The organism is Kitasatospora sp. NPDC093558 (genome assembly GCF_040683475.1).
Lineage (GTDB): Bacteria > Actinomycetota > Actinomycetes > Streptomycetales > Streptomycetaceae > Kitasatospora.
In genome coordinates, this window is record NZ_JBFBDY010000005.1 from 1 (window position 1) to 15,636 (window position 15,636).

General features: G+C 70.6%; 15 protein-coding genes. 5 read left to right on the plus strand and 10 right to left on the minus strand.

Annotated features, from left to right (window positions below; all coding sequences use genetic code 11):
* From AB0O00_RS01150 to tkt, 5 genes are all read right to left on the minus strand, one after another.
* Positions 1-273, minus strand: a 273-nt coding sequence (locus AB0O00_RS01150; RefSeq protein WP_363647771.1) for a 6-phosphogluconolactonase, incomplete at its 3' end; no start/stop codon positions are given.
* Positions 270-1,376, minus strand: a complete 1,107-nt coding sequence (opcA, locus tag AB0O00_RS01155; RefSeq protein ID WP_363647773.1) for a glucose-6-phosphate dehydrogenase assembly protein OpcA — start codon at positions 1,374-1,376, stop codon at positions 270-272. The genes AB0O00_RS01150 and opcA, both read right to left, overlap by 4 nt.
* Positions 1,373-2,893, minus strand: coding sequence for a glucose-6-phosphate dehydrogenase (gene zwf / locus AB0O00_RS01160; RefSeq protein WP_363647857.1), 1,521 nt, complete (start codon positions 2,891-2,893; stop codon positions 1,373-1,375). Before zwf ends, opcA begins: the two co-directional genes overlap by 4 nt.
* 97 nt (positions 2,894-2,990) lie before the next feature.
* Positions 2,991-4,133, minus strand: coding sequence for a transaldolase (tal, locus tag AB0O00_RS01165; RefSeq protein ID WP_363647775.1), 1,143 nt, complete (start codon positions 4,131-4,133; stop codon positions 2,991-2,993).
* An 87-nt stretch (positions 4,134-4,220) separates the two neighbouring features.
* Entirely contained in the window at positions 4,221-6,320 is a 2,100-nt protein-coding gene (gene tkt / locus AB0O00_RS01170; RefSeq protein ID WP_363647777.1) for a transketolase, read from the minus strand.
* 448 nt (positions 6,321-6,768) lie between these two features.
* On the opposite strand from tkt, the gene AB0O00_RS01175 reads away from it, so the two are divergent.
* Positions 6,769-7,716, plus strand: a complete 948-nt coding sequence (locus AB0O00_RS01175) for a heme o synthase (RefSeq protein WP_363647779.1) — start codon at positions 6,769-6,771, stop codon at positions 7,714-7,716.
* A 71-nt stretch (positions 7,717-7,787) separates the two neighbouring features.
* Here AB0O00_RS01175 and AB0O00_RS01180 read toward each other — a convergent pair whose 3' ends face one another.
* Complete coding sequence (locus tag AB0O00_RS01180; protein WP_363647781.1) at positions 7,788-8,429, minus strand: DUF2461 domain-containing protein; 642 nt, start codon at positions 8,427-8,429, stop codon at positions 7,788-7,790.
* Between the two features lie 72 nt (positions 8,430-8,501).
* Between AB0O00_RS01180 and AB0O00_RS01185 the strand changes: the two genes are divergently transcribed.
* Entirely contained in the window at positions 8,502-8,831 is a 330-nt protein-coding gene (locus AB0O00_RS01185; protein WP_363647783.1) for a hypothetical protein, read from the plus strand.
* Between the two features lie 61 nt (positions 8,832-8,892).
* On the opposite strand, the gene AB0O00_RS01190 is transcribed toward AB0O00_RS01185, so the two are convergent.
* The 3 genes from AB0O00_RS01190 to AB0O00_RS01200 all read right to left on the minus strand — a co-directional run bounded on the left by AB0O00_RS01190 (position 8,893) and on the right by AB0O00_RS01200 (position 11,488).
* On the minus strand, positions 8,893-9,864 hold the full coding sequence (locus AB0O00_RS01190; RefSeq protein ID WP_363647859.1) for a methyltransferase: 972 nt from the start codon (positions 9,862-9,864) through the stop codon (positions 8,893-8,895).
* Between the two features lie 228 nt (positions 9,865-10,092).
* Positions 10,093-10,572, minus strand: a complete 480-nt coding sequence (locus tag AB0O00_RS01195; RefSeq protein WP_363647785.1) for an ATP-binding protein — start codon at positions 10,570-10,572, stop codon at positions 10,093-10,095.
* 136 nt (positions 10,573-10,708) lie between these two features.
* Positions 10,709-11,488 (minus strand): GntR family transcriptional regulator, encoded by a 780-nt coding sequence (locus AB0O00_RS01200; RefSeq protein WP_363647787.1) that lies wholly within the window; start codon positions 11,486-11,488, stop codon positions 10,709-10,711.
* 17 nt (positions 11,489-11,505) lie between these two features.
* On the opposite strand from AB0O00_RS01200, the gene AB0O00_RS01205 reads away from it, so the two are divergent.
* A complete protein-coding gene (locus AB0O00_RS01205; protein WP_363647861.1) occupies positions 11,506-11,967 on the plus strand; it encodes an NUDIX domain-containing protein in 462 nt (153 codons plus the stop codon).
* 177 nt (positions 11,968-12,144) lie between these two features.
* Here AB0O00_RS01205 and AB0O00_RS01210 read toward each other — a convergent pair whose 3' ends face one another.
* Complete coding sequence (locus tag AB0O00_RS01210; RefSeq protein ID WP_363647863.1) at positions 12,145-13,065, minus strand: COX15/CtaA family protein; 921 nt, start codon at positions 13,063-13,065, stop codon at positions 12,145-12,147.
* Positions 13,066-13,312: 247 nt separating this feature from the next.
* Here AB0O00_RS01210 and AB0O00_RS01215 point away from each other — a divergent pair, with 247 nt between their 5' ends.
* Together AB0O00_RS01215 and AB0O00_RS01220 are read left to right on the plus strand one after the other, a co-directional pair.
* The gene (locus tag AB0O00_RS01215; RefSeq protein ID WP_363647789.1) at positions 13,313-14,638 is read left to right on the plus strand and encodes a choice-of-anchor A family protein; all 1,326 of its coding nucleotides are present in this window, start codon (positions 13,313-13,315) and stop codon (positions 14,636-14,638) included.
* 299 nt (positions 14,639-14,937) lie between these two features.
* Entirely contained in the window at positions 14,938-15,636 is a 699-nt protein-coding gene (locus AB0O00_RS01220) for an LPXTG cell wall anchor domain-containing protein (protein WP_363647791.1), read from the plus strand.

Here is a 15,636-nt window from a genome sequence, read left to right on the forward strand (position 1 = left end):
CTGGACGGCGTTGCGCTCCGGGTCCGCGGCGGGCACGAAGCGCTCGTCGCCCCACCAGAGGTCCAGCCGCGCCCAGTCGACCGCGTCGCGCGCCGGGGAGGCGGCGATCGCGGCCAGCAGGGCGTTGCCGTTGCGGCCGCCGGTGAGCACCACCGAGGCGGTGCCGCGGGCGGCCTGGGCGTCCACGATCCGGGTGATCAGCCGGGCCGCGGCCGCCTGCGCCATCAGCTCCTTGTCGCGGTGGACGACGAGCTGCGGGGTCGCGTTGGTCATGCGCTCGCCTCGGCGGAGCCGTCGGCGGCCTCGGTGACCCCGGCCGCCTTCTTGGCGGCCTTCTTCGCGGCGGGCTTCTTCTCCGGGGCGCCGGCCGTGACCCGGTCCGGGTTGGCCACCGGGACGTCGGAGACCGCCTGGGTGATCCGCCCGGCCGCCGCCGTCTCGGCGTTGGTGGGCTCGTGGAGGCGGTCCACGGGCGTGCGCACGGCCGTCGCGTAGATGTCGTCCGGGTCGAGCCGGCGCAGCTCCTCGGCGATCAGCTCCGAGGTCTCGCGCCGCTTGAGCGCCACCTGGCGGTCCGGCGAGCCGGGCATCGACAGGGTGCCCATCAGGCCGTCCGGGCGGTCCAGGGTGATGTCCCCGTCCTTGGTGCGCAGGTGCACCGCGGTGATGCCGGGGCCGCCGGTGACGACCCGCTCGACCGGGACGCGCAGGCGGTTGTGCAGCCACAGGCCGAGCAGCTCGACGCTGGGGTTGTACGACTCGCCCTCCACCGCGGCGGAGAGGATGTGCGACGGGCGCTGGTCGAGCGCGGCGGCCAGCATCGAGCGCCAGCCGGTGATCCGGGTCCAGGCCAGGTCGGTGTCGCCCGGGGTGTAGCTCTGGGCGCGCTGGGCGAGCTGGCCGACCGGGGACTCGGCGGTGACCGCGTCGGTGATCCGGCGCTGGGCGATCGAGCCGAGCGGGTCCTGCGCCGGGTGGAGCGGAGCGTTGTCCGGCCACCAGACGACGACCGGGGCGTCCGGCAGCAGCAGCGGCAGGACGACGGACTGGGCGTGCGCGGCGAGTTCGCCGTGCATGCGCAGGATGACCGTCTCGCCGGAGCCGGCGTCCGAGCCGACGAGGATCTCGGCGTCCAGGCGGGTCTCGGCGCGGGCCCGGGGCGAGCGCCCGGCGCGCTTGATCACCGCGAGGGTGCGCGAGGGGTGCTCGCGGGAGGCGTCGTTGGCGGCCTTGAGGGCGTCGTAGGCGCTGCCCTCGTCGGTCACGATCACCAGGGTGAGCACCATGCCGGCGGCGGTGGCACCGCTGCCCCGGCGCGCCTCCATGAGCGCGGCGTTGATCTTGCTCGACGTCGTGTTGGTGAGGTCGGTCTTCATGGCCGGCGCCAGCTCCTGCCGTCTCGTGCGAGCATCTCGTCCGCCTCGGCGGGGCCCCAGGTCCCCGCCGCGTACTGGGCGGGCTTGCCGTGGGTGTCCCAGTGCCTCTCGATCGGGTCGAGGATCTGCCAGGAGAGCTCGACCTCCTGGTGGCGCGGGAACAGGTTGGCGTCGCCGAGCAGCACGTCGAGGATGAGCCGCTCGTACGCCTCCGGGCTGGACTCGGTGAAGGACTCGCCGTAGGCGAAGTCCATCGTGACGTCGCGGACCTCGAAGGAGGTGCCCGGCACCTTGGAGCCGAACCGCACCGTCACGCCCTCGTCCGGCTGGACCCGGATGACCAGGGCGTTCTGCCCGAGCTCCTCGGTCGCGTAGGAGTCGAACGGCAGGTACGGGGCGCGCTGGAAGACCACCGCGATCTCGGTGACGCGGCGGCCGAGGCGCTTGCCGGTGCGCAGGTAGAACGGCACACCCGCCCAGCGGCGGTTGTTGATCTCCAGCTTGATGGCCGCGTAGGTGTCGGTCTTGGACTCGGGGTCGATGCCGTCCTCGTCCAGGTAGCCGACGACCTCCTCGCCGCCCTGCCAGCCGGCCGCGTACTGGCCGCGCACGGTGTGCCGGCCGAGGTCGGCCGGGAGCTTGACGGCGCTGAGCACCTTCAGCTTCTCGGCGACCAGCGCCTTGGGGTGGAAGGAGGCGGGCTCCTCGATGGCGGTGAGCGCCATCAGCTGGAGCAGGTGGTTCTGGATGACGTCGCGGGCCGAGCCGATGCCGTCGTAGTAGCCGGCGCGGCCGCCGATGCCGATGTCCTCGGCCATGGTGATCTGCACGTGGTCGACGTAGGACCGGTTCCAGATCGGCTCGAACATCTGGTTGGCGAAGCGCAGCGCCAGGATGTTCTGGACCGTCTCCTTGCCCAGGTAGTGGTCGATCCGGAAGACCTCGTCGCGCGGGAAGACCTCGTGGACGACCTTGTTGAGCTCCTGCGCGCTCTCCAGGTCGTGGCCGAACGGCTTCTCGATGACGGCGCGGCGCCAGGAGCCCTGCGGGGGGTCGGCCAGGCCGTGCTTCTTGAGCTGCTGGACGACGGTCGGGAAGAACTTCGGCGGGACGGACAGGTAGAAGGCGAAGTTGCCGCCGGTGCCCTGGGCCTTGTCGAGCTCCTCGATGGTCTCGCGGAGCTTGTCGAAGGCGTCGTCGTCGTCGAAGGTGCCCTGGACGAAGCGCATGCCCTTGGCGAGCTGCTGCCAGACCTCCTCCCGGAACGGGGTCCGGGCGTGGTCCTTGACCGCGTCGTGGACCTCCTTGGCGAAGTCCTCGTCCTCCCACTCGCGGCGGGCGAAGCCGACGAGCGAGAAGCCCGGCGGCAGCAGGCCGCGGTTGGCCAGGTCGTAGATCGCCGGCATCAGCTTCTTGCGGGACAGGTCGCCGGTGACCCCGAAGATGACCAGGCCCGACGGCCCCGCGATGCGCGGGAGCCGTCGGTCTGCAGGGTCACGAAGCGGGTTGACGGGCATGGCCGGGGGATCGTCCGCGTCCGACACCGGTGTCAACTCGGGGAAATCAGTGCTCACTTGATGGGCTCCGCTTTCGTGCGCTGGCTGTGAGCAGGGGTCACTTCTCGTCGGCGAAGGACGCGAGCGAGGCGGTGACGGTGTCGAGCAGCTCGGTCCAGGACTGCTCGAACTTCTCGACGCCCTCGTCCTCCAGCACCTGGACCACGTCGTCGTAGTCGACGCCGGCGGCCGCGATGGCGTCCAGGACGGCCTTGGCGTCGGCGTAGTTGGGGACGATGGTGTTGCCGGTGACCACGCCGTGGTCGCCGGTGGCGTCCAGGGTGGCCTCGGGCATCGTGTTCACGGTGCCGGGGGCGACCAGCTCGGTGACGTACAGGGTGTCCGGCAGGGCCGGGTCCTTGACGCCGGTGGAGGCCCACAGCGGGCGCTGCGGCTTGGCGCCGGCGGCCTCCAGGGCCTTCCAGCGGGCGCTGCCGGCGGTCTTGCCGTCGACGCTGCCGAAGACCTCCTCGTACGCCTGGTAGGCGAGGCGGGCGTTGGCCAGGGCGGCCTTGGAACGCAGGTTCTTGGCGTCGCCGCCGATCTTGTCCAGGCGCTTGTCGATCTCGGTGTCCACGCGGGAGACGAAGAAGGAGGCGACGGACTCGATCTGGGAGAGGTCCAGGCCCTTGGCTTTGGCGGCCTCCAGGCCGGTCAGGTAGGCGTCCATGACGGCCTTGTAGCGGTCCAGCGAGAAGATCAGCGTGACGTTGACGCTGATGCCCTTGCCGATGACCTCGGCGATCGCGGGCAGGCCGGCCTTGGTGGCGGGGATCTTGATGAAGACGTTCGGGCGGTCGACCAGCCACCACAGCTGCTTGGCCTCGGCCACGGTGGGGGCGGTCTCGTGCGCCAGGCGCGGGTCGACCTCGATGGAGACGCGGCCGTCGCGGCCGTTGGAGGCGTCGTAGACGGGGCGCAGCACGTCGGCGGCGTCGCGCACGTCCGAGGTGGTGATCATGCGGATCGCCTCGTCCGTGGTGACCTTGCGGACGGCGAGGTCGCGCAGCTGGCCGTCGTAGGAGCTGTCGCCGCTGCCGGCGATGGCCTTCTGGAAGATGGTCGGGTTGGTGGTGACGCCCACCACGTGCTTGTTCTGCACCAGCTCGGCCAGGTTGCCGGAGTTCAGTCGCGCGCGGCTGAGGTCGTCCAGCCAGATCGCCACGCCTTCGTCGCTGAGGCGCTTGAGTGCGTCGGTCATGGTGCTTCAGTCCCTTTTTCTTCTGCTTCGTGGGGTAGTCAGAGGGGCCGCGTGCCCGCGTGCGGGCGGGCACGCGGCCCGGATGCGCTAGCGGTTGACGGCTTCGAGGGAGCGCAGGGCGTTGTGGGCCTCGGCCACCACGCGCTCGGCGGTCAGGCCGAACTCCTCGAACAGCACCTGGTAGTCCGCGGAGGCGCCGAAGTGCTCCAGCGAGACGATCCGGCCGTGGTCGCCGACCAGCTCGCGCCAGCCCTGGGCGATGCCGGCCTCGACCGAGACGCGGGCCTTGACCGACGGCGGCAGCACGCTGTCGCGGTAGGCCTGGTCCTGCTCCTGGAACCACTCGAAGGACGGCAGCGAGACGACGCGGGTGGCGATGCCCTCGGCCTCCAGGACCTCGCGGGCCTTGACGGCCAGCTGGACCTCGGAGCCGGTGCCGAGCAGGATCACCTGCGGGTCGCCGTTGCCGGCCTCGGCCAGGATGTAGCCGCCCTTCGCGGTGCCCTCGGCGGAGCCGAAGACCTCGCGGTCGAAGGTCGGGACGTTCTGGCGGGTGAGCGCCAGGCCGACCGGGCCGGGGTGGCTGGTCTGCCGCTCGATGACGGTGCGCCAGGCGACGGCGGTCTCGTTGGCGTCGGCCGGGCGGACCATGGACAGGCCCGGGATGGCGCGCAGCGAGGCCAGGTGCTCGACCGGCTGGTGGGTCGGGCCGTCCTCGCCGAGGCCGATGGAGTCGTGCGTCCAGACGTAGGTGACCGGCAGCTTCATGAGCGCGGCCAGGCGCACGGCCGGGCGCATGTAGTCCGCGAAGACCAGGAAGGTGCCGCCGTACACACGGGTCCTGCCGTGCAGGGCGATGCCGTTCATGGTCGAGCCCATGGCGTGCTCGCGGATGCCGAAGTGGATCGTCCGGCCGTACGGGCTCGCCGACTTGAGGGGGTTGCCCTCGGGCAGGAAGGAGCTCTCCTCGTCGATGGTGGTGAGGTTGGACTCCGCGAGGTCGGCCGAGCCGCCCCACAGCTCCGGGATCACCGCGCCGATCGCCTTGAGGGTCTCGCCGGAGGCCTTGCGGGTGGCGACGTCCTTGCCGGCCGGGAACGACGGGACGGTCTTCTTCCAGCCCTCGGGCAGCTCGCCGGCCTGGATGCGGTCGAACTCGCCGGCCCGGTGCGGGTTGGCGGCGCGCCAGGCCTCGAAGGAGCCCTGCCACTCGTCGCGGGCGGCCTTGCCGCGCTTGATCACCAGGCGGGCGTGCTCGATGACCTTGTCGGAGACCTCGAAGGTCTTCTCCGGGTCGAAGCCCAGGACCTTCTTGGTGGCGGCGATCTCGGCGGCGCCGAGGGCGGAGCCGTGGGCCTTGGCGGTGTTCTGCGCGTCCGGGGCCGGCCAGGCGATGATCGTGCGCATAGCGATCATCGACGGGCGGGCCGTCTCGGCCTTGGCGGCGGCCAGCGCGTCGGCGAGGGCCGCGACGTCGATGTCGCCGTTCGCCTTCGGGGTGACCCGCTGGACGTGCCAGCCGTACGCCTCGTAGCGCTTGAGGACGTCCTCGGAGAAGGCCGTCTCGGTGTCGCCCTCGATGGAGATGTGGTTGTCGTCGTACAGGGCGACGAGGTTGCCCAGCTGCTGGTGGCCGGCCAGCGAGGAGGCCTCGGCGGAGATGCCCTCCTCCAGGTCGCCGTCGGAGACGATGGCCCAGATCGTGTGGTCGAACGGGGACTCGCCGGCCGGGGCGTCCGGGTCGAACAGGCCGCGCTCGTAGCGGGCGGCCATCGCCATGCCGACCGCGTTGGCGATGCCCTGGCCGAGCGGACCGGTGGTGGTCTCGACGCCGGCGGTGTGGCCGTGCTCGGGGTGGCCGGGGGTGCGGCTGCCCGCGACGCGGAAGGCCTTGAGGTCGTCCAGCTCCAGGCCGTAGCCGGACAGGTAGAGCTGGGTGTAGAGGGTCAGGCTGGTGTGCCCGGGGGACAGGACGAATCGGTCGCGTCCCGCCCAGGAGGGATCGGTGGGGTCGTGCCGCAGGAAACGCTGGAAGATCAGGTACGCCGCCGGGGCCAGCGACATGGCCGTCCCGGGGTGTCCGTTGCCGACCTTCTGGACGGCGTCCATGGCCAGGACCCGGGCCGTGTCAACCGTGCGCTCATCCAGTTCGGACCACTCGAATGTGTTCGTCGGCGTCGTGCTCACCCTGTCTCAGGGCTCCTTCCGTTGTGAAGAGTGACCCCGTGAAGGGGACCCGGTCGGCCACGGCGCTGTGGTCCCGACGCTGCTGGTGCCGGTCACGGAGGGTAGATCCCGCTTCTGTGTGCGAGCCTACCGTCCGGCCCGGGGCTCACCCTGCGTGCTGGGACAACCGGGATTCGGGTATGGCGATTCCCACGATGCCGCTCAGGGGCGTTTTGTCCCAGGCTCTCCTGTTTTGACGGGCCCTGCCCCTCCGATGAGCAGGACGGGGGAGGCGGGGCCCGGTGGTCCGACTTCGTGGGTTCACCCAGGGGTGTGCGTTCCGCCCCGCCGGGGGACCCCGGAGCCGGTGGGGAGATATGGAGCGTCTAAGGTGGCGTGGTACGCGCAGAGCGGACGATTCGGGACCTTCGTTTCCTTCGACGCCTGCGAAGATTCATCTTCAGTTGGGGTGTTAGTGACCGCCGTCGAAACCCGTCCCGCCGGGGTCACCGGGGCGACTCCTGCGCACCGGCCCATCGGGGCCCGTGTCGGCGCGTTCGTCGCACTGACCAAGCCGCGGATCATCGAGCTGCTGCTGATGAGCACGGTGCCGGTGATGTTCCTGGCCCAGCAGGGCGTTCCCGACATGCTGCTGGTGCTGAAGGTCGTGGTCGGCGGCTACCTCTCGGCGGGCGGCGCCAACGCCCTCAACATGTACATCGACCGCGACATCGACGCGGTGATGTCGCGCACCGAGCGGCGGCCGATCGTCACCGGCATGGTGTCGCCGCGCGAGGCGCTGGTGTTCGGCGTCGTCCTCGCGGTCGTCTCGACCCTGCTGCTCGGCTTCGGCGTCAACTGGCTGTCCTCCGGACTCGCGCTCGGCGCCCTCCTGTTCTACGTGTTCGTCTACACGCTGGGCCTCAAGCGGCGCACCTCGCAGAACATCGTGTGGGGCGGCATCGCCGGCTGCATGCCGGTGCTCGTCGGCTGGGCCTCCGTCACCAACTCCCTGTCGTGGGCGGCGATCATCCTGTTCCTGGTGGTGTTCTTCTGGACGCCGCCGCACACCTGGGTGCTGTCGATGAAGGTGCGCGACGACTACCTGCGCGCCGGCGTGCCGATGCTGCCGGTGATCAAGGGCAACGTCGCGGTGGGCAAGCAGGTCGTCGTCTACTCCTGGGTGATGGTGGCCGTCTCGCTCGCGCTGTGGCCGCTGGGGCACATGAGCTGGCTGTACCCGGTCGCCGCGGTGGTGCTCGGCGCGGCCTGGCTGCGCGAGGCGCACGCGCTGTACGCGCGGGCCAAGGCCGGGGTGGTCGGCGCGAAGCTGAAGGAGATGCGGCTGTTCCACTGGTCGATCACCTACCTGTCGCTGCTGTTCGTGGTCTGCGCGATCGACCCGTTCGTGAAGTAGAAGTAGCCGTAGCGGTTTGAGCGGTGTGGAAGAAGAGCCCCGGTCCTGGTGGACCGGGGCTCTTCTGCGTTTCAGCGGGCGGGGAGTTCGGACGGGCCGACGTGGCCGTCGAGCCAGTCCTTGAGCGGCTGGGAGGCGCGCAGGAAGTCGGTGATCCGGGTGTACGCGGTGCGGGTGCCCAGCCACTTCGCGGGCGGCCACTCCTGCCAGGCCACGAGGCCCTTGTGGCGCAGCAGCTCGATCCTGGGGTGGTCCTTGGGGTAGCCGCGCGGCGCGGACTTCAGGCTGTCGCGGCCGAAGACCTGCGGGCCGTCCTTCTCCACCCGGGCGATCACGCGCTCCAGTTCGGCCCCGGAGACGTCCTCGGCGACGGCCGCGCGGTAGCGTTCCAGCTGGTCGGCGGCGAGCTGGTACAGGCCGTTGCCGCAGGCCAGGCCGTCGGCGGAGAGCTGGACGTAGCCGCCGGCCTCCAGGTGCGCGCCGATGTGCGTCTTGTACGGGGACTTGTCGGCGCTGAAGCGGACGTCGCGGTTGGGGCGGAAGATCTTTCCCGGCCCGAACTCCGGCTCCAGCTCGGCGAGCAGCGCCTCCATGGGAGCGCGCACGGACTCGTCGTAGCGGTCCTTCTGGGCTTGCCAGAAGGTCTTCGAATTGTCGGCCTCCAGCTGCTCGTAGAATTCGAGCGCCTCGGCCGGCCAGCCTTGGAAGGTCACGTCACCAGTATGTGGCCCGGTGCACAGGCCGCTCCCGTCGCCAGGGCCGCTACCGGTGGGTAGCATGCGGGCATGAGCGCAGAGACCACCCCCGCCGCGGACGCCCGCACCGAGCGCCGCGCCAAGCGCATCGCCAAGAACCTCACCGGCTTCGCCGCGCAGCACGGCGGCAGCGCCGACGCGGTCGTCGAGTACGTCGGCGCCGTGGCCACCCGCATCGTCGTGGTCGGCGCGGACGGCGCCTGGGGCGACCAGGTGGCCCCGAGCTACGCGGTCGGCCGCCGGGCCGCCGAACTGGCCGGGCTGACCCTGCACGACAACTTCGAGGGCGAGCTGGCCCTCAAGGTGAAGACCGGCCCGTACGAGTGGAAGCGCATGGCCGGCATCCAGCTCGGCGGCTGAGGGCCTTCACGGGAACCACGACGGCCCGGCTCCTCCGTATGGGGGAGCCGGGCCGTCGTCTTCAGATGGGTAGGTTCCAGCCAGGCCCGTCCTCGTGTCCGATCCACACGCGTTGCCCCGAGGCGGAGACGGTGATCCCGAAGCCCTCCTGGTGAGGCTCGCCCGCCTGCTGCCAGACTTCGATGGCGCTCTCCACCTGGTCCCAGAGCCGGAGAGGGCCGCGCTGGGTGACGGTCCACCCGCCTTCGGGGTTGGGCATGGTCCGGGCCTGTGATCCGGTGGCCACGTCCGAGAGGATCCGGTGTCCGCCGGCTCCCATGCGCTCGGCCGAGGGGGCCGCGAGCTGGGCGACCCAACTGCCCGTCCACGTGCCGATGATCTCGGGGTCGATCCGGGTCGGGCGTTCGTCTCCGGGGAGCAGCGAGAGGCTTTGGCGGGGTGGCCGGTCGTGGGGGCGGGCGATCATGAAGCTCGTGTAGCCGGGCAGGAACCGGCCGGTGGCCTCCTCAGGGCCGGCCACGTCGAGTAGTGCGAGACCGAAGCCGTAGGACCAGCCGGACAGCGTGACCAGGATCCGACCGCCGGGCTTCATCTGGTGCAGCCACGGGGGCGGGACGTAGCGGACCGCGCAGGTGGCGATGAGTCGGTGGTACGGGCCCCCGTCCGGGTCGCCGAGCAGCCCGTCTCCGATGATCAACCGGGGCGAGTAGCCGGCCGCCTTGATGGCGGTGGCGGCGGCCTCGGCCAGCTTCGGGTCGTACTCGATGCTGGTGAGACTGGCATCCCCGAGCCGGTGCGCGCCGAGGGCGGTCGAATAGCCGGTTCCGGTGCCGATCTCCAGCACCCGGTGCCCGGTCTCGGTACCGAGCTGGTGCCACATGCGCAGGACGAGGGACGGCAGGGTGGACGAGGAGGACGGGGCCCCGGTCGTGGTGCCGCCGGTGACGTCCTCGGGGCGGGTGCGCCGGCGTGAGGGCGGGGATAGGGCTGGACCCGGGGTACGGCCCCATGCGGGTGGTACCCCACGGTGCAGTGGTCATCTGGACTGTTCCTCCTTGGGTTGGTGATCCCGCCCGCGCCGCCGGCCCGGCGGTGCGGGCGGGAGTTCAGTGGGAGCGGCTGATCAGCACAAGGGCCGCGACGACGACGTGCAGCCCGGCAGCGGCGGATACCCCGTAGGCGGCCCAGACCCGTTCGGGGTCAGGGACGGAGGGGGGCGGAGTATCGTCGAAGTCGCAACTCTCCTCCGGCGGCTGGCAGTTCACCGGGATGTCGGCGCGAGCGCCGCAAGGTCGGCGTGGATGACCTTCCCGAACGGGAGGAACGTGACGCCCCAGCGGTCGTGGGTGAGCCGGTGGACCATCGCCAGGCCCCGGCCGGTCGTGGCGTCAGGCCCGGCCTGGACCATCACGGGCATCGATCGGGAACCGTCACCGACGAGGATGCGGACGATCCGGTCGGTCGGACAGCGGACGCCGACGAGCATGCGGGTCTGGCAGCCGGTCTTGAAGGAGTTGGTGGCCAACTCGCTGACGATCACGACGGCATCGTCCACCAGGTTGTCCAGGTCCCATTCCTGCAGCTTCGCACGCACGAAGCGCCGGGCAGCGCCTACCGATTCCGGCAGGTAGGGCAGCAGCTCCGCTGCCGTCGATACCGGCATCGAGTCGGTGCCGGGAATCGCACGGCTCTCCATCGAAGCGTTCTGCATGGGAGCTTCCAGAACGTTGGCCTCGAACACGACCATCTCCTCTAAATGAGGTCTCTCCCTGCACTTATGTACATGAGTGCAGGGAGAGAAGAGTGCCCGACTCCTGTGCATGAGTCAACCCGTCGCGGGAGGGATCTCGCGACGGGTTGAGGGAGTTGATCGTCAGTCAGTCATGTGCGGGGAAGCGATAGTCGAGAACGAACTGATCGGCGGCCATGACGGTGTCGCACACCTCCACCACGCGGCCATCCACAGTGATGGCATCACGAACGAGATGGATCACCGGCGCACCAGGGCTCAGGGTGAGCGCAGTGGTCTCGGGCTTGGTCGCGAGCCGGGCCCGTACGGACTCGGTGAACTCGGCGAGGGAGTGGCCGTGCTCTTCGAGGCGGGCATAGATGCCGCCGCCACCGGGGTTCTCGGCGAAGACTTCGGGGATGTCCTTGGCCACATCCCATGGCAGGTATGACGTGGCCTCCTCGGTGGGCACCCCGTCTCGGAAGTACCGGCGCTTGCGGGCCAGTACCTGGGTGCCGGCGGGAAGACTCAAGCGATCGGCGATCTCAGGGGGTGCTGCTGTGGGGCCCACGAACAACACGGTCGCCGACGGGACGCCGCCGGAGGTCTCCGCCTCTGCGAGGTACGCGGCCTTGCCGGCTTTGCGATGGGCACGGCGGAATCGGTCCGCAGACTTCCGCTGAACCGGTGGGCGGGAGCGGACGAACGAGCCCCGACCATGGTGCGTCTCGATGAGCTGAGTCGTCCGGAGTTCGGCGATGGCCTTGCGAACTGTTCCGGATGCGACTCCGTACCGTTGCATGAGCTCGGACTCGCTGGGCACGGTCGCGCCGGGGGCGAGAGCGCCCGACTTGATCTGTGCGGCGAGGTCGGCCGCGATCTGCAGGTACTTCGCTGTGGCCGACGAGGCCACCTCACCACTCGCCATAGTCCTTCAGGGCTCCTATCCTCCTGCACATGAGTAACAGTGCCGGGAAGTCCCAGTCAACGCCGCTCCACTCGGTGTCCGTTGCCGGGGTTGTGGTGCGTCAGGACGGCCGGGTGCTGGCGATTCGCCGGGCTGACAACGGGGCTTGGGAGCCTCCGGGTGGCGTGCTGGAGCTGGGCGAGGCCATCGAGGACGGTGTGCGCCGCGAGGTCTACGAGGAGACCGGGATCAAGGTTGGCGTGGAGCGGCTGACCGGCGTCTACAAGAACGTGAGCCGAGGGATCGTCGCCCTCGTGTTCCGCTGTCGACCGGAGGGCGGGGCGGAGCGGCCCTCGGACGAGTCGGTCGAGGTCGACTGGCTCACCCCGGACGAGGTCTCCGGCCGGATGGCCGAGGTCTATGCCGTACGCGTCCTGGACGCGCTTCGGGATGACACGGCACCGAGCATCCGTACCCACGACGGCCGACACCTGATGTAACGGATCCAGCTAGGCGGCCGATCCCCGGATGTACGGCGAACGGCCCGGCTCCCCGTGGGGGAGCCGGGCCCCGGCACAGCCGCGTAAGACTCGCATCGGCAAACACAGGAAGCCCTTGGCGTGACCCGGGGTACGTCGAAGGCCCCCATCGCGGCGATGGGGGGCCTTCGACATGGCTCAGACGGTGGCAGCCTGTGGGGTTTGCGCGGGCAGCTGTTCGGGGGCCGCTTCGACCTTGCGGGTGCGGAGGGCGAGGGGGATGCGCAGGGCGGCGATCCAGGTGAGTGTGGCCAGGAGCATGTGCAGGCCGACCATCAGCTCGGGGGCGTCGGTGAAGTACTGGATGAAGCCGAGGACGCCCTGGAGCAGCAGTACCGCGAGCAGTTCCTTGGTGCGGGCCTTGGCCGCCGGCGGGGCCTTGATCGCGGCGAAGACGAAGATCATCGCGATGGTCAGGCCGACCGAGACGAACGCGAAGTCGGCGTGGAACTGGGCCAACCTGTCGTAGTCGATCGGGATGCGCGGGACGATCTTGTTGTCCTTCGGCGTGCCCGGGTGGTGGCCGGCGCCGGTCACCAGGGTGCCGGCTGCGACCAGCAGGCCGATGACCGTCACCAGCACGTACGAGAGTTGGTGGATTGGGCGGGCCACCGCCAGCTTCGCCGGGCCGTCGCCCTCCTTGCTGCGCTCCCACATCAGCAGCGCGACCCACACCAGCGCCATCGCGGCGATCATGTGCAGCGCCACGGTGTACGGGTTGAGGCCGGTCAGTACGGTGATGCCGCCGAGTACCGCGTTGCTCATCACCAGCCAGAACTGCACCCAGCCCAGCTTCGTCAGGCTGTGCCGCCACGGCCGGTGGCAGCGGGCGGCGAGGATCGCCCAGCCGACGGCGGCGCTCAGCACATAGGTGAGCATCCGGTTGGTGAACTCGACGATGCCGTGGAAGCCCATCTCGGCGGTGGGCGTCAGGCTCTCGTCGGTGCAGCGGGGCCAGGTCGTACAGCCGAGGCCGGAGGCGGTGAGGCGGACGGCGCCGCCGGTGACGACGATCACCACGCTCATCACCAGCGCGGCGAACGCGGCGCGCCGGACCATCGCGGCGGACGGCTGCCAGCGGTCGGCGAGCAGGGAGAAGGGGTTCAGCACGCGCTCAATCGTAGGCGGCCTTACGGGCGATCTTGGGGCGGGGCGCGGGTAGGGGGCCGGGACGGCAAAGGTGGATCTTTCGGTCAAGGTGGCCAGTGGTCTTGACCATTCACCCGTCTGGCCGAAAGAGTGCGGAATGGTCCATACCTTTTTCGGGCCGCCTCCACTCCTCCCGCACCCAAGCGGAGCTCTGCACATGCGCATTTCCACGTCCGCCGCCGCGCTCGCGGTCGGCGGCTCGCTCGCACTGGCCGGCCTCATCGCGCCGGCCGCCCAGGCCGTCGGCGCCGACCAGGAGTGCCGCAGCCTCGGGGTCGCCAACCTCTACGGCGAGTTCATCGAGGGTGACGACGCCCACACGCCGGATGCCGAGGGCGCCGTCGCGGTGGGCGGCAATGCCGACTTCACCGGCGGCTTCTCGGTCGGCCAGGAGCTCACCGCCGCCGAGGTCGACGCGCTGCCCGGCAAGAACGCGCTCGTCGTGGCCGGGCGCATCGCCGGCCACAACACCCAGGTGATGAAGGGCAACGGCGTCTACGGCGGCAAGGCCGACGACGCCGTCGTCCAGGCCCACCAGGGTTCGATCACCCAGGGCGCCTCGCCGATCGACTTCAAGGCCGAGTTCGCCACGCTGCGCGCCGCCTCCACCGCGCTGGCCGCTGCGCCGCAGACGGGCGGGGCCACCGTCCAGGCCGAGGGCGCCAAGCTGACGTTCACCGGCGGCGACGCCAAGTACAACAGCTTCACCGTTGATGCGGGGAAGTTGCAGGGCGCCAAGGAGGTGTACGTCAAGGTGCCGACCGGCGCGGTCACCGTCATTAACGTGACCGGCACGTCGTACGACATGGCGGCGGCCGGGACCACCGGGTTCTTCCTCTGGGACGAGGGCAAGGCGTCCTTCGTCCTGGACGACAAGCTGCAGAGCGCGGCGGGTGGGGCGATCCGGGCCAAGCTCCTCTGGAACCTCCCGACCGCGACCAAGGTCGTCAAGAACAGCGCCGCCGCCTGGGCCGGCACCGTGCTCGCCCCCAACGCCGCGTTCGACCTCGGCAGCGGCGGTCCGGTCAACGGTTCGGTGATCGCTGCCTCGCTGACGGGCAAGGGCGGCGCCGAGACGCACCACTACCCCTTCACCGGTTGCCTGCCGGCCGTCGTCCCGACACCATCCGTGCCCGCGACCCCGACCGGGACGCCGACCGTGCCGCCGGTGGTGCCGTCCGGGACGCCGTCGACGCCGGGCACCACCGCGCAGCCGTCCGGAACGCCGTCCGGCCCCGCGGGCGGGAAGCCGAACGGGAAGCCGACCGGGAGCGTGTCGCCGAGCGCGTCCGCCTCCGCGTCCACCAGTGCGCCGGCGGCCGTCGTCTCGGCGAGCCCCTCCCCGTCGACGAACACCGGCGGCGGGCTCGCGCACACCGGCTCCGGGCCCGTCCTGTCGCTGGCGATCGGTGGCGCGGTGGTGCTCGCCGCCGGCGGCGGGATCGTCGTGGCCACGCGTCGTCGGAAGGCCGCGAAGGGCTGACCGTTCGCTGGTTGACCGAAGTTGCGCCCCCGGTGATGGAATCCGATCGCCGGGGGCGCGCTTTTTCTGTCGGACGACGAAGTTTCCCGAGGTTTGCCGATTCCGCATTCCACGAGGTGGCGGCTGTGCTGGGCTGGTCTTGCACATCCGCACCGGCACCGACAGGCGAAATTCGGTCGTGCGGCGGGGTGTAACGCGGTGCGGAAGTGCCGGTAGAGTCCCCGCGACAGTCGTAGCGGGCCTCCGCGAACCACTCAACACGCCTGCTGCACAAGACCGTTCGGAGGGGAACCGAGCAAATGACGCAACAGCAGCGGCACTCCAGGATCGGCGCGGCGGCCCTCGCCACCACGGCGGCGGCCGGAATTCTCCTGCCCCTGGCCCTGGCCGGAACGGCGTCGGCGCACGTGCCGGCGTGGAAGCTGGACTGCGACAAGATCGTGATCGATCTGGTCAAGTACAGCGACCGGGAGGGCGTGACCAACACCGTCACCCTCACAGTCGACGGTGAGAAGGTGCTGGACAAGACGTTCGGCAAGGAGTTCCACGGCACGTTCCCGGTCAAGGACCACGCGGCACCGATCAAGGCGACGCTCGTGGTGAAGACCACCGAGACGCCGGCCGAGCCGAGTTGGAACATCGACGAGACCGAGAGCATCGCGCCGTGCCACACGCCGACGCCGACCCCCACGCCCACCAAGACGCCCACGCCGACGCCCACCCCGACGTCGACGCCCAGCACGCCCCCGGTGCCGACGCCGACCCCGTCGGGCACCCCGACCCCGTCGGTGACGCCGAGCACCACGCCGAGCACCACGCCCAGCACGACCCCCAGCAGGACGCCCACCCCCGTGCCCGCCACCAGCGCCCCGGCGCTCGCCCAGACCGGTAGCAGCTCGGCCACCCCCATGATCGCGGCGGCCGGCGCCGGCGTTCTGGTGCTCGGCGGCGCGATCGTGCTCTTCGCCCGCAGGCGCCGTAACAGCAGCCAGGGCTGA